This window comes from Halotolerantifilum yawarlongkerapense (assembly GCF_054506745.1).
Genome location: NZ_CP199719.1, coordinates 81946 through 95068 on the forward strand (window position 1 = coordinate 81946; position 13123 = coordinate 95068).

Consider the following 13123-nt stretch of genomic DNA (forward strand, 5'->3'; position numbering starts at 1 on the left):
TATGTTTTTCTTGACCGGACCAGGTCTCTTGATCATGCTACCGCTCATGGGTTTTGCCCTGTACGCACAGTCTAAGGTCAAACGGACTTTCCAGCGGTACCTGGGTGTTCCCAACAATCGGCGTCTCACCGGATACCAAGTGGCTCGGGACATCCTAGATCGCAATGGACTCAGCGATGTGCCGGTGAAAGCGACGGCCGGCGTGCTGAGCGATCACTACAACCCGCAGAATCGAACGGTGTTCTTGTCGGAGAAAGTCTACGGTGGCGCCTCCCTGGCTTCTGTGGCCGTGGCCGCCCACGAGGTAGGGCACGCCATGCAACATGCGGAGAGCTACGGACCATTGAAATTCCGACACGCGCTGGTACCGCTGGCCAACATCGGATCACGATCGGTCATGTTCCTCGTCTTCGCGGGTTTTATCTTCCAGATCACTGCTCTGATTGACTTGGGGATTCTCTTTTACACCTTTGCGATCCTCTTTCAGATCGTGACCCTCCCCGTGGAATTCAATGCATCGAGCCGGGCTATCGCCCAACTCGACGGACAGGGCTACCTGACTGCAGAGGAGTTGCCGGGTTCCCGTAGCGTGCTCAATGCCGCGGCCCTGACCTATGTAGCCGCTGCAGCAGTCTCTATCGGTCAGTTGATCCGGTTGATCCTGCTCAGGAATGCAAGAGATTAAGCGAAAGACAAAAGGAGGTCCAATGGGGCCTCCTTTTCAATGTGCCTCGCGGGCGGGCGGATCGATCAAAAGCTGTGGGTTTTCACCACGCTAAATGTTATAATGAAGTTTGAGGTGATTCCAATGCAAAACAAAAACCCAAGGGCCGTGGCGCTGAAGGTACTCGTCGAGATCACGCAGCAGCACGTCCACTCGAATAAGGCGATCCAGAGGGCACTCGATGACGAGCCGATGACCGATGTGGACCGCCGTCTGATGGTGCGTCTTGTCTACGGTGTCCTGGAGTATAAGCTCCAGTTAGAAGCCGTCGTTCGCACTTATTCCAACGTTCGCTTCGGGAAAATCAATAAGAAGATCTTGCTCATTCTCTTGATGGCCTTCTACCAGTTGCGCCATCTGGACCGGATACCGGATTCTGCCGTGGTAAACGAGGCCGTAAAGCTGGCTAAGAAGGAAAACTTCCGTTACAAGGATTTTGTCAACGCGGTGCTCCGAGCCTATCTCAGATCACCGGAAAAATTCAAGCTCCCGAGCGTCGACAAGGATCCGATCAAAAGCCTATCGCTCACCCACTCCCACCCGGAATGGTTGGTCGCGCGTTGGATCGAGCGCTATGGTGTGCCCTTTACCGGTGAACTGTTGGCCGCGAACAACCGGATCCCGGCGATGACCCTCCGACCTAATACGGTGAAGATCAGCAAAGAAGCCCTCGTCACTCGTCTGAGCACCGAGGGTATCGTGGTGCGTCCCGGCCACCTGTATCCAGAGATGTTGGTGATCGAGCAGATGCCCGCGGACAAGCGAATCGATGAATTGGACAGCTTTCGCGAAGGGCTCTATCAGATCCAGGGGGAGGCTTCGGCCCTCGCCGGACTCCTGCTCGCACCTGAACCGGGCGAGCGAGTACTCGACGCCTGTGCCGCTCCGGGTGGGAAGTCCACGCACCTGGCCATCCTCATGGAGAACCAGGGAAGCGTCGTCGCCCGCGATGTCGCAGAGCACAAACTCCAGCTCATTCGTGAGGCCGCCGAGCGTCTGGGCCTGACCCGGATCAAGGTGGAACACAGGGATGCCACGAAGCACGTCGCGGAAGATGATGCTAGCTTTGACCGGATCCTTGTGGATGCGCCCTGCTCGGGACTTGGGATCATCGGCAAAAAACCCGAGATCCGATACGAGCGATCCCTCGAAGAAATCGCATCCCTCGAGTCATTGCAGAAGCAGATCCTAGCGACCACCGCCGCTTATCTCAAGCCGGGAGGTGTGATGGTCTACAGCACTTGTACCATCGAACCAGGTGAAAACCGGGCGATAATCGATGACTTTCTAGCCCACCACGCCCAGTTCGAGCGCATGGATGTATCGGTAGAACTACCGGTGCCTGTCCCGGATGCCGGACCAGACCTGCAACTGTACCCGAACACACACCGAACCGATGGTTTTTACATCGCTAAATTGAGGAAAAAGGAGGCGAAAAGATGAAGATCACGAGCTGCGCGGCGACAGATCGCGGAAAAATGCGCGACCATAATGAGGATGCGATGAAAACCGACGGGAAAGGGGATGTCTTCATCGTCGCCGATGGAATGGGTGGACACCGGGCTGGAGAAGTGGCCAGCCAGATGGCCTGTGACCTGATCGCCACGGCACTAGAGAACACCGCGGGCTCACCACCACCGCAGCGTTTGGAATCTGCCCTGACCTACGCCAACGAACGTCTCTTCGACCACCAGCTTCATCATCCGCAGTGCAGGGGCATGGGCACGACGCTCACGGCCCTGCTTGTCGAGGACCGCATGGGGTACATCGCGCAGGTGGGAGATAGCCGCGCTTATCACTTTCGCGGTGGAGCACTACAACAAATCACGAGGGATCATTCCCTGGTGGCAGAGCTTGTGCGCTCAGGTGAACTGGCAGCGGAAGAGGCGTTCGACCATCCGCAAAAAAACGTGCTGACCAAAGCCCTGGGCACGGATCCACACATCAAGGTCGATCTCTTTGAGCTCGAGCTGATGGATCGCGATCTGATCCTATTGTGCACCGACGGGTTGACGAATATGATTGAGGATGCGACGCTGACCGATTTGTTGGCGGCCGGAGATCACGGTGAACTTTGTGAAGAGATGGTTCGTCTCGCTAATGAGAACGGCGGGCGCGATAACATCACTGTGGTACTGGTGAAAGTTGAAGGTGAACAAGATGCATGATGATATCGGACGCGTTCTGAAGGAGCGTTATGAAATAATCGAACAAATTGGAGAGGGGGGCATGGCCCTCGTTTACCGTGCGAAGGATCGTGTGCTCAATCGTTTTGTGGCCATTAAGATTCTGCGGCGTGAGCATCTCGATGATGAGAGTTTCGTCAAGAAGTTTGAAAAAGAATCGCAATCCGCCGCTCGTCTCTCCCATGCGAATATCGTCAACGTATTCGACGTAGGGCGCGAGGGTGATACGCATTTTATCGTGATGGAGCTGATCGAGGGGATCACCCTAAAACAGTATCTGAAAAAGAAAGCCGGTCGTCTGTCGAGTGCAGAAATCCTGGAAATCTACCGTCAGGTGGCCATGGCGATCGCCCATGCCCATCGCAACAAGATCATCCACCGAGATATCAAGGCGCAGAATATCCTGATCACCGGTGAGGGGATCGTCAAGGTGGCCGACTTCGGTATCGCCAGGGCCGTGAACACCTCCACGATCATCAACACGCGGGAGGTCATGGGCTCCGTTCACTACTCGAGTCCAGAGCAGGTGAAGGGACATTTCGTCGATGAGAAGAGTGATATTTACTCGCTCGGCGTCCTGCTCTACGAGCTATCTACCGGTGTGCTCCCCTTCACGGGCGATACCCAGGTGGCCATCGCCATGAAGCACGTCAACGACTTGGTCGTCCCGGCCAAACGATTGAATAAGAATCTGCACCCGGCGATCGATACGATCATCGAGCGTTCGCTCAGAAAGAATCCTGCCGAACGCTACACTTCTGTGGATGAGATTTTGTCTTATCTGAAGTCCGTCGATCTCAACGATCCCGTGACGACTGCCGCTGTGACCCCTATGGAGAACACAACACGACAGCTACCCTTGGTCGAAGGAGAGAACATGTCTGCTAGAAAACAAAAGAAAACAAAGAAAAAAGAGAATACACACTTCGTCAACCTGGCCCTCGTGATCTTTGCGGCCCTTTTTCTGGCTGCCATCGTTTTTATCGTCGTGAGCTTCGACCAGATCACCGATCGTTTGTCCAACGAACTGGTGACGGTGCCCGATGTGATCAACCGACCGGTTGACGAGGCCACCGATCGCCTGGAAAACATCGGCCTGCGCGTGGAAACAGAAGAACGCTTTAGCGATACCATCGAGGACAACCACGTGATCAGCCAGTCCCACGCTGAGGGAGAGAGTCTGAAAAGCGGTTACGTTATCACGCTGACCGTTTCGAAAGGCGCCCAGCTGATCAAGGTGCCCACGATCCGTCAGAAGACGATCACCGAGGCTGAGATCATTCTGGAGAATGCCGGTCTGGTGATCGGAGAGGCCACCTACACCTTCTCTGAATTACCCGAGGGATATATTGTTGAACAATCGCCTGAGGCCGGTAGGGACATGAGCGAAGGCGGACGTGTGGATGTGGTGGTCTCTGAAGGCCCCGAAGCCAGTGTGGTCTTGATGCCGGGTCTTGTGGACAAAACAGTAGAGGAGGCGGAGGATCTCCTAGAGCCTCTGAATCTGCTCATCGGAGAGATCGTCTACCGATCGTCGCCAGACCATGGGATCGATGTGATCATGGAGCAAGCTATCGCTGCCGGAGCTGAGATCGAAGAAGGGGAACGTATCGACCTGGTGGTCTCAAGCGATGAAGAGGTCGGTGAAACAGTGGAGACTCCAACAGAGGACCAAGAACCCGGTGGCATTACGCGCACCTACGTGATTCCCCTGAACTTCGAAGAAGAATCCGCCGTCGTCCGGGTGGAGAAGATCGAAGCCTCGGGGATCAGTGAGATCGTTTATGAAAACAGCCATCTGAAATCAGAAGAGAACATCAGGGTACAGGTTACGGCCCAAGGTCGAGTGACCATTAATTTCTATTACGATGAGCGTCTGGTGTCGACCAAAGTAGAAACATTTGAGTAGGAGGATGATTGCACTGGAGCGTAGGAACGGATTGATTCTCAAGGGCGTCGGTGGACGTTTCGAAGTCGAGACAGAAGCGGGTATCCTGATCTGCAAGGCGAGGGGACGTCTGAAGAACAATAAGGTCGTTCCCCTCGTAGGCGATCGCGTGGATGTACTGATTGAACCGAACGGTGAGGGTGTCATTGAATCCGTGAACCCGCGAAAGACCGAACTCTACCGCCCGGCGGTGGCCAATGTCGACCATGCTGTGGTGGTCACGACACTTAAGCATCCCCCCTTGAATCTGCAGCTGCTCGACAGGATCTTGGTGCTCTGTGAGGCGGTGGGACTCGATGCCACGGTGGTGATCAACAAGGCGGATCTCGAATCGGGGGAATCGCTCGCCAAGCGTTACAGTTCACTGGGTTACCCCGTGCTGATCACCAGCGCAAAATCTGGTCTTGGGATCAAACGTCTCGAACAGGATCTCGCGGGACGCTTGAGCGTCTTCACGGGACCGAGTGGTGTGGGGAAGAGCTCTCTGCTCAACGCCATCGATCCCAAGCTTGAGCTGAGCGTCGGTGAAATCTCAGAGAAGGTCAAGAGAGGCAAGCACACCACCCGGCACACCGCCCTCTTATCCCTGGATAATGGGGGTAAGGTTGTGGACACGCCGGGGTTCACTTCTCTCGACTTGACGCCGCTGGCCGATGAACCCCTCGATCATTTTTTCCCTGAGTTCAATGAACTGCGCCAGGGCTGTCGCTTTAGCGATTGTAAACACCTGGATGAACCGGGATGCGCCGTGAAAGCCGCGCTCAAAGACGGGGAGATCCCGGAGAGCCGGTATCTTTCGTACACACAATTGCAAGCAGAACTCGAAGAACACAGGAGGTACAAAAAATGGTAAAGCTAGCACCCTCGATCCTATCTGCAGACTTCGCACGGCTCGCGGAGGACGTGGCCAAGGCAGAAGAAGCGGGCATCGATTACCTGCACATTGATGTGATGGACGGTCACTTTGTGCCGAACATTTCCTTTGGGCCGGTGGTGATGAAGGCACTCAGAAAGCACACGTCCCTGTTCATGGATGTGCATCTTATGATTGAGAATCCGGATGCGTACCTGGAGACTTTCAAGGAGGCGGGTGCCAACCTCCTCTGCGTCCACCAGGAGACCTGCCCGCACCTGCACAGGACCCTTCAGGTGATCAAGGACCTGGGGATGCAGGCCGGTGTATCGATTAACCCCGGCACGTCGCTCTCGACCATCGAGGAGATTCTGCCCTACGTGGATCTCGTGCTCATTATGAGCGTGAACCCGGGCTTCGGCGGCCAGTCCTATATTCCGACCATGACAGAAAAGATCGAGCACCTGGCTATGATGCGAACCGCCAAGGGCCTGTCTTTTGAGATCGAGGTCGATGGTGGAATCAAGGTGGACAATGTGGCCGAAGTGGTAGCAGCGGGTGCCGATGTGATCGTGGCGGGCTCGGCGATTTTCGCCCAGGAGGACATCGGTGGCGCCATCCGTGCCTTCAGAAAGGCGGTCGCCCGGTGAGTCGAGCGCTCATAGCTGCGAACGGTTACGGTCGGCCCGCTACGCTCTCGGCCGGTGACTTCGACCGGATCATTGCCGTGGACGGCGGACTGGGGCATCTCGAGGCCCTGGGTCTCGCGCCGGGGGTGATCATCGGGGATCTCGATTCCGTGGAGGATCGGCAGCAACTGGAGTCGCGTTATCCGGAGGCCGAGCTACGTGTTTACCCGCCGGAAAAAAATGCGACGGACCTCGAACTGGCCCTCGACTTGTGTCTGGAGGAGGGCGTGGACGGCGTGCTGCTCATCGGCGCGGTGGGTGGTCGCATCGACCATGAACTGGGTAATCTCTTTTTACTCGAGCGATTTCATTCGGCCGGTATAGAGATTGCCATCGAAACGGAGGACCAGCGGATTTTTTTGATCGCGGACGATTGTAGCATCGAGAACAGGCAGGGGGACCTTTTCAGTCTGATTCCCCTAGAGACCCTAGCGTCCGTTACGCTGGAGGGCTTCGCCTATCCTCTCGACGACTTCAGGCTTGAGCGCGGTAGTTCGCGGGGTCTTTCGAATGTGATTGCCTCCGACCGGGCTTTCGTCCGACTGGACGGAGGGTTGGCCTTGGTGGTCTTGACCAAAAAATAAAAAAGCCTCATTCACTGGCGTGAATGAGGTTCTTTTCATGTGAAAAGGTCGCCCGAAGGGACGACCCGACGCTCGTTAAGCTCGTTCTACTTTACCCGAACGTAGACAGCGCGTGCATACAGAGATTCGCTTGGGGGAACCCTCTACCATCGCTTTCACGTTTTTCAGGTTCGGCTTCCAAGATCTCTTGTTGTGGTTGTTCGCATGGGAAATTTGGTTGCCCGTGACTTTACCTTTGCCACAAACTTCGCAAACTTTAGCCATCTATAACACCTCCTCTGAGTCATTAACGACATAAGCATAATTATTTTAACACCCGCGGGCGGGTGTTGCAAGTGTTTTTTCCACCAAGGCTTGAAGCGCGCTTGAGAATTCTATAGAATAGTAGTACAATAGTCATGTTATCCTATTAAAAGGAGGAAATCGCATGTCCGTTAAAATCGATAGTGAAATGGGTAAGATAGAGATCGGAACAGATGTGATCAAAAACATAGCCGGAGCCAGCGCTATGGAGTGTTACGGCCTCGTTGGTATGGCGTCAAAAAGCACTTCCGGTGGTATCGTGAACCTGCTCAAGCGGGAACATCTCACCAAGGGTATCGATGTGCACGAGGAGGAGGGCGGGATCGTGATCGATCTTTACGTTATCATCCAGTTCGGCACAAAGATCAGCGTCGTGGCCGAGAATATCATCGAGAAAGTGAAGTACAACGTGGAGAACCAAACCGGATTGAAGGTCACGAGAGTGAATCTGAACATCGAAGGGGTCCGCGTCCAGTCCTAGTGAGGAGGTAGCAAATTGGATATAAAGATTATCACGGCGGACCTGCTTCTGAAGATGTTCAAGCAGGGGGCCTACGAGTTGACCAAGCATAAGGAAACGGTGGACGCGCTCAACGTGTTCCCGGTCCCCGATGGCGATACGGGTACGAACATGAGCCTGACGATCAAGACCGCTATGGACGAGGTGCTCGGTAGCGACTACGATACGGTCGATCGCATCGCCAAGGCCATGAGCCGGGGTACGCTGATGGGTGCACGGGGTAACTCTGGTGTTATCTTATCACAGATCTTCCGTGGATTCGCAAAAGGTTGTGAAGGTAAAAAGAATTTAACGTCCGGAGATTTCGTACGTGCGCTGGATGAAGCATCAAAAACAGCTTACAAGGCAGTGATGAAACCGGTGGAAGGCACCATCTTGACCGTCATCCGAAAGACCGCCGAAAAAGGGATGCAGTATGCCGATGAGAACGTGGCGCTGCATGATTTGATGCCCATCTTGATCAAAGAGGCCAAGCGTACACTCGACGCCACCCCGGAGTATTTGGATGTGCTCAGAGAAGCGGGCGTAGTTGACGCCGGCGGCAGAGGTCTCCTTTATATTTTCGAAGGATTCCATGATGCCATCCTGGGTAAAGAGTCCGAAATCGAGAGTCTGCACGGCCACGTCGCCAAACATGCGGGGGTCGGTCTCTCGCCCGAGGACATCACCTTCGGTTACTGTACCGAGTTTATTATCCGCGGGGAGGCGATCCCAGAGGATGAACTGCGCGACCGGATTGCGACACTGGGTGACAGCCTGGTTTTCGTCAAAGACGATGACCTCGTCAAATGCCATATCCATACGAACAATCCGGGTGTGGCCCTCGAGGAGGCGCTCAAGCATGGTCAGCTGATCAAAGTGAAGATCGATAATATGCGCGAGCAGCACAATGCCATCATCAGTAGCACCGAGCCGCCCGAAGAACCCGAGGAAGAATTCTTCGACACGGAGCTAGAGACAGCTTTTATCGCCGTAGCCAGCGGCGACGGTATGGCGAAGATCCTAGAGGACCTTGGTGTGCACCGGGTGATCACCGGTGGTCAGACCATGAACCCCTCGACGGAGGATCTGATCAACGCGATCAATGCCATTCCTGCCGAGACGATTTTCATTTTGCCCAACAATTCGAACATCATCTTGGCGGCCAACCAGGCCAAGGAGCTGAGCGATAAGGATATTCACGTGATCCCAACGAAGACACTTCCGCAGGGGATCAGCGCGCTCATCGCCTACAATGGTAGCCTGACCGCCGAGGAGAACCAAGAGGTCATGAGCGCCGCCGTCGAAGACGTTGTGACGGTCCAGGTGACCTACGCGGTTCGCGATTCCCAGATGAACGGACACGACATCAAGAAGGATGACCTGCTCGGCATCGTCGAAGGGAAGATTGCACAGGTGGGCACAGATAAGAACGATGTAGCCTACACAACCATTCAGTCGATGATCGATGAAGACACGGAGATCCTGACGCTCTATTACGGAGAAGACGTGTCGGAAGAAGAGGCCCAGGCCCTCGTCGAGAAGCTCGAGGCGGGTCATGAGGACCTCGAGATCGAGTTGTACGAGGGTGGTCAACCCCTGTACTTCTACATCTGTTCTCTAGAATAATCAGGAGGACCAGCGATGTCGCTGGTCCTTTTCGCGAGAGGGGGGGAAGCCGATGCTAGGCAACGCTACACAGCTCGATCAGATCAAGGGCATCGGGCCAAAGAAATACGAAAAACTCGAACGGCTCGGGCTTCGGAAGGTTTCAGACCTAGTGACCAACTATCCCACCGGTTACATCGATCGACGGCATGTGCTCGCACTTCCTCTGGTCGGTATCGAGGCCGAGGGAACCCTGGAGGTCCAAGTGCGTGCCCTGCGGTTCAAAACCCGCCAGCGCTTGCTCCTCGTCACCGCAGAGAGCGAGGGCTGGCCGGTCACGCTTGTCTTTTTCAACGCCCAGTACCTGCGTTACCACTGGCAGGAGGGCAAGACCTACCTGGTACACGGCCTGCTCAAGCGAAAGGGTGATGAGCATGAGATGGCCCATCCGGAGTTCTGCGAGGCGTCGGATCCCGAGGCCCGTGCCCTCTTTCTCGATGTGACGCCCAAGTACCCCGCTACGGAAGGTCTCGGACAGAAGGACCTGGTGAAACTCCACCGCCTCCTCCTGTCGGTCGAGATCCCGGAGACACTCCCTTTGTCCCTACGCGACCGTCACGGGCTCATGGGTCGGCAGGAGGCGATCCGGCAGATGCATTTCCCGATGACCGACGAGGCGTTGGGGGAGGCCAGGCGCCGTCTGATTTTCGAAGAACTGCTGTCCTTTATTTTACCCCTGCAGCTGATGAAGGCCAAGAGGCGGAAGATCGAGGGAAGGCAGCTGACCTTGACGGCGGCCTTCGCTGACCAGGTGGCCGCGCTTCCCTTTCGACTGACCAAAGCCCAGACCGGGGCCCTCGAGGCTGTGATCGATGACGTGTTAGCGGGGCGGAGGATGCATCGTCTCCTGCAGGGCGATGTAGGATCGGGTAAAACCATCGTGGCTTTCCTCGCGATGTACCTACACCATCTCAACGGGCTCCAGAGCCTCATGATGGCACCGACAGAGCTGTTGGCAGAACAGCATGCCCTTTCCTTCGCTCGTTTTTTCGGGGGCGGCGATTTCATCGTGGAGAGCCTGACCTCCTCCACAAAGAAAAAGGCCGAGCTTTTGCAGCGGGTGCGGGAAGGGAGCGTACATGCCCTGATCGGAACCCACGCCCTCCTGCAGGAACACGTGGTCTTTGACCGCCTGGGACTCGTGGTCACCGACGAACAGCACCGATTTGGAGTGGACCAGCGGGAGGCCGTGGCCAAGAAGGACGGGCGGACAAACGTACTCGTCATGAGCGCCACGCCGATTCCGCGAACGCTGTCCATGACGCTATACGGGGACCTCGATGTATCGGTCATCGACGAGCGGCCGGCCGGCAGACAAGCGATCCTAACCCATTACATCCCCGAGAAGAAAAGGATGGGGATGTACGGATTCATCGCCAAGAAACTTGATGCAGGCGAGAGGGCCTTTTTCGTTTGTCCGGCCATCGAATCTTCGGAGGCCTTCGATGTCACCTCGGTACTGTCGCTTTATGAACAGCTGAGCGAAGGACCCTTCTCGCGATACCGCGTGGGGATGGTGCACGGAAGGATGCGATCGGAGGAAAAAGAGCAGGTCATGGGCGCCTTTGCCCGCGGTGCGCTGGACGTGCTCGTGGCCACCACGGTGATCGAAGTGGGGATCGATGTCCCCGAGGCTTCGGTGATGGTCATTGAGAATGCCGAGCGTTTCGGATTGGCCCAACTCCACCAGCTGCGGGGACGCGTCGGCCGTGGGGCAGCGCAGGGGTATTGTTTTCTTTTGGCCGATCAGCTCACGGAAACGGCGAAGGAGCGTTTGAAGATGATGGTCAAGAGCCAGGATGGCTTTGAACTGGCTGAAGCTGACCTGAGGCTCCGCGGACCGGGGGATGTTTTCGGAACGCGCCAATCCGGGATCTTTGGTTTCCGTATCACAGATCTCACAAGAGACCGGGCCCACCTCGAGGTGGTCCAGAGCGAGGTGGCCTCTTTGTTGACACGCGATCACCTGGACGAGGCCGAAAAAATGTATCTCGAGGAAGCCGAGGCGCGAAGGGCCCAGACAACACAGACCCTGTAGCCAAAATCCACCAGAATGTGGTACACTAGAGGAGGAAACAAGATGAGAATCATCGCGGGAAAACGACGCGGGTTGCAGTTGAAGGCCCCCGATGGCTTCGATGTGAGGCCAACGGCGGATCGGGTGAAGGAGGCTGTCTTCAGCGCTCTTCAGTTCGAACTCTACGAACGGCGTGTGCTGGACCTCTTTGCAGGTTCCGGTGCCCTGGGGCTCGAGGCGATCAGCAGGGGTGCAGCGTCTTGCATCTTCGTAGAAAAGGATCCCGATGCGCTCTCTATCCTCAGGACCAATGTAGAGACGGCTGATTTTCAAAATAGAGCCAAGATCATCCACGGAGACTACAGAGATGTCCTCAAGCGGGCGATCGGCCCCTTTGATCTGGTGTTTCTCGATCCACCCTACGCGGCGGGTTTTTACGAGGAAGCGCTCTCACTGCTCTGCACAGGAGACTTATTGTCTGAGGAGGCGATCGTGATCGTGGAGAGCGACAAGAGCCACGGGACCATGGCACTTCCGAATGAACTGATCTTGCATAAAGAAAAAAAATACGGCAGTACAACGATAAAATTTCTCAGGAGGCAGACCAGTGAAAAGAGCAGTATACCCAGGTAGTTTTGACCCCATCACTTTCGGCCACATGGACATCCTCAAGCGGGCACTGCGTTCTTTCGACGAAGTGACCATCGCGGTCTTGAAGAACACATCGAAAAACCCACTCTTTACTTTCGAGGAGCGCGTGGCTATGATCGAGGAGGCAACCCGCGGGATCGAGGGCGTAAAGGTAGATTCTTTCGATGGTCTGCTTGTCGATTATCTGCAGACACAAGAGATCGATGTGATCGTGAAAGGACTCCGGGCCATCAGTGATTTTGAAGCGGAGTTCCAGATGGCGGCGGTGAACCGAAAATTGAATGCCCAGATAGAGACCGTTTTTATCATGACCCGAACGGAGTACATGTACCTCAGCTCGAGCATCGTCAAAGAAGTGGCGCGACTCGGGGGGGAAGTTTCGGAGTTTGTACCGACTTGTGTCATCGAGCAGTTGAAGCGAAAAGTGAGGGGAAAGTAAGATGTCAAAAGAGAAGGATATCATTGAGGTTATCGAAAGCTATCAAGATGAGGTGGATAATCTGCCGCTGATCCCGATTGTGGGAAAGGTCATGGTGGACAAAGCCGAGATTATCAAAATTTTAGAAGAAATCAAGTACCTGCTTCCCGGCGAACTACACAAGATCAAGCATGCCGAGCAACAATCGGGGATGATCATGGAGAACGCCGAGCGTGAGTCCGACCGCATGAGGGACGAGGCCTACGCCCAAAAAGAAGAGATTATTCAGAGCGCCCAGGAAGAGTACAATCGTATCATCCGCAAGGCCAAGGAAGACGCCGAGCGACTCGTGGACGAACATGAGATCGTTCAAGAGGCGAAGCTCAAGTACAGGGAGATCACGAACGAGGCCGAACGACAAAAGCGCATGATGAAAGAAGAGTCTTACGCTTACGCCATGGACATGCTCTCGAAACTACGGTCCGATGTGGCCGATTTACTTGATACCGTAGAAGACAACCTGGATGAACTCGATCATTTGAAGGATTAAGATGCCCACGGGCATCTTTTTTTCTTCGGAGAA

14 protein-coding genes are annotated in these 13123 nt (G+C 55.2%); 13 read left to right on the forward strand and 1 reads right to left on the reverse strand.

The genetic code is table 11. The annotated features are described in order from the left end of the window. Position 1 precedes the first annotated feature (1 nt). The 7 genes from ACULM0_RS00395 to ACULM0_RS00425 all read left to right on the forward strand — a co-directional run bounded on the left by ACULM0_RS00395 (position 2) and on the right by ACULM0_RS00425 (position 6984). Positions 2-685 (forward strand): zinc metallopeptidase, encoded by a 684-nt coding sequence (locus ACULM0_RS00395; RefSeq protein WP_463678475.1) that lies wholly within the window; start codon positions 2-4, stop codon positions 683-685. A gap of 123 nt (positions 686-808) precedes the next feature. Continuing rightward, positions 809-2167 carry a 16S rRNA (cytosine(967)-C(5))-methyltransferase RsmB gene (rsmB, locus tag ACULM0_RS00400; RefSeq protein WP_463678476.1) on the forward strand — a complete coding sequence of 453 codons (1359 nt, stop codon included), beginning with the start codon at positions 809-811 and terminating at the stop codon, positions 2165-2167. Further along, a complete protein-coding gene (locus tag ACULM0_RS00405) occupies positions 2164-2892 on the forward strand; it encodes a Stp1/IreP family PP2C-type Ser/Thr phosphatase (protein ID WP_463678477.1) in 729 nt (242 codons plus the stop codon). Before rsmB ends, ACULM0_RS00405 begins: the two co-directional genes overlap by 4 nt. Beyond that, entirely contained in the window at positions 2885-4819 is a 1935-nt protein-coding gene (gene pknB / locus ACULM0_RS00410; protein WP_463678478.1) for a Stk1 family PASTA domain-containing Ser/Thr kinase, read from the forward strand. The genes ACULM0_RS00405 and pknB overlap by 8 nt, the downstream gene beginning before the upstream one ends. A gap of 4 nt (positions 4820-4823) precedes the next feature. Then, a complete protein-coding gene (rsgA, locus tag ACULM0_RS00415) occupies positions 4824-5711 on the forward strand; it encodes a ribosome small subunit-dependent GTPase A (RefSeq protein WP_463678479.1) in 888 nt (295 codons plus the stop codon). After that, on the forward strand, positions 5705-6361 hold the full coding sequence (rpe, locus tag ACULM0_RS00420; protein ID WP_463678480.1) for a ribulose-phosphate 3-epimerase: 657 nt from the start codon (positions 5705-5707) through the stop codon (positions 6359-6361). Before rsgA ends, rpe begins: the two co-directional genes overlap by 7 nt. Continuing rightward, positions 6358-6984, forward strand: coding sequence for a thiamine diphosphokinase (locus ACULM0_RS00425; protein ID WP_463678481.1), 627 nt, complete (start codon positions 6358-6360; stop codon positions 6982-6984). The genes rpe and ACULM0_RS00425 overlap by 4 nt, the downstream gene beginning before the upstream one ends. A 75-nt stretch (positions 6985-7059) precedes the next feature. On the opposite strand, the gene rpmB is transcribed toward ACULM0_RS00425, so the two are convergent. Beyond that, entirely contained in the window at positions 7060-7248 is a 189-nt protein-coding gene (gene rpmB / locus ACULM0_RS00430) for a 50S ribosomal protein L28 (protein WP_463678482.1), read from the reverse strand. Positions 7249-7411: 163 nt separating this feature from the next. Here rpmB and ACULM0_RS00435 point away from each other — a divergent pair, with 163 nt between their 5' ends. The 6 genes from ACULM0_RS00435 to ACULM0_RS00460 are packed head-to-tail and all read left to right on the forward strand — an operon-like array spanning position 7412 to position 13090. Next, positions 7412-7768 carry an Asp23/Gls24 family envelope stress response protein gene (locus tag ACULM0_RS00435; RefSeq protein ID WP_463678483.1) on the forward strand — a complete coding sequence of 119 codons (357 nt, stop codon included), beginning with the start codon at positions 7412-7414 and terminating at the stop codon, positions 7766-7768. 15 nt (positions 7769-7783) lie between these two features. Then, entirely contained in the window at positions 7784-9415 is a 1632-nt protein-coding gene (locus ACULM0_RS00440) for a DAK2 domain-containing protein (protein WP_463678484.1), read from the forward strand. 52 nt (positions 9416-9467) lie between these two features. Beyond that, entirely contained in the window at positions 9468-11492 is a 2025-nt protein-coding gene (gene recG, locus ACULM0_RS00445) for an ATP-dependent DNA helicase RecG (RefSeq protein ID WP_463678485.1), read from the forward strand. Between the two features lie 15 nt (positions 11493-11507). Beyond that, a complete protein-coding gene (gene rsmD, locus ACULM0_RS00450) occupies positions 11508-12104 on the forward strand; it encodes a 16S rRNA (guanine(966)-N(2))-methyltransferase RsmD (RefSeq protein ID WP_463678486.1) in 597 nt (198 codons plus the stop codon). Continuing rightward, positions 12079-12561: a pantetheine-phosphate adenylyltransferase gene (gene coaD, locus ACULM0_RS00455; protein ID WP_463678487.1), complete on the forward strand. Its 483-nt coding sequence runs from the start codon at positions 12079-12081 to the stop codon at positions 12559-12561. The genes rsmD and coaD overlap by 26 nt, the downstream gene beginning before the upstream one ends. A 1-nt stretch (position 12562) precedes the next feature. Beyond that, positions 12563-13090, forward strand: coding sequence for a hypothetical protein (locus tag ACULM0_RS00460; protein WP_463678488.1), 528 nt, complete (start codon positions 12563-12565; stop codon positions 13088-13090). Positions 13091-13123 lie beyond the last annotated feature (33 nt).

Excerpts from the sequence above, each read along its gene's own strand:
- ACULM0_RS00395 (WP_463678475.1), top strand. The coding sequence starts at position 2 with ATGTTTTTCTTGACCGGACCAGGTCTCTTGATCATGCTACCGCTCATG.
- rsmB (WP_463678476.1), top strand. The coding sequence starts at position 809 with ATGCAAAACAAAAACCCAAGGGCCGTGGCGCTGAAGGTACTCGTCGAG.
- ACULM0_RS00405 (WP_463678477.1), top strand. The coding sequence starts at position 2,164 with ATGAAGATCACGAGCTGCGCGGCGACAGATCGCGGAAAAATGCGCGAC.
- pknB (WP_463678478.1), top strand. The coding sequence starts at position 2,885 with ATGCATGATGATATCGGACGCGTTCTGAAGGAGCGTTATGAAATAATC.
- rsgA (WP_463678479.1), top strand. The coding sequence starts at position 4,824 with ATGATTGCACTGGAGCGTAGGAACGGATTGATTCTCAAGGGCGTCGGT.
- rpe (WP_463678480.1), top strand. The coding sequence starts at position 5,705 with ATGGTAAAGCTAGCACCCTCGATCCTATCTGCAGACTTCGCACGGCTC.
- rpmB (WP_463678482.1), bottom strand. The coding sequence starts at position 7,248 with ATGGCTAAAGTTTGCGAAGTTTGTGGCAAAGGTAAAGTCACGGGCAAC.
- ACULM0_RS00435 (WP_463678483.1), top strand. The coding sequence starts at position 7,412 with ATGTCCGTTAAAATCGATAGTGAAATGGGTAAGATAGAGATCGGAACA.
- recG (WP_463678485.1), top strand. The coding sequence starts at position 9,468 with ATGCTAGGCAACGCTACACAGCTCGATCAGATCAAGGGCATCGGGCCA.
- rsmD (WP_463678486.1), top strand. The coding sequence starts at position 11,508 with ATGTGGTACACTAGAGGAGGAAACAAGATGAGAATCATCGCGGGAAAA.
- ACULM0_RS00460 (WP_463678488.1), top strand. The coding sequence starts at position 12,563 with ATGTCAAAAGAGAAGGATATCATTGAGGTTATCGAAAGCTATCAAGAT.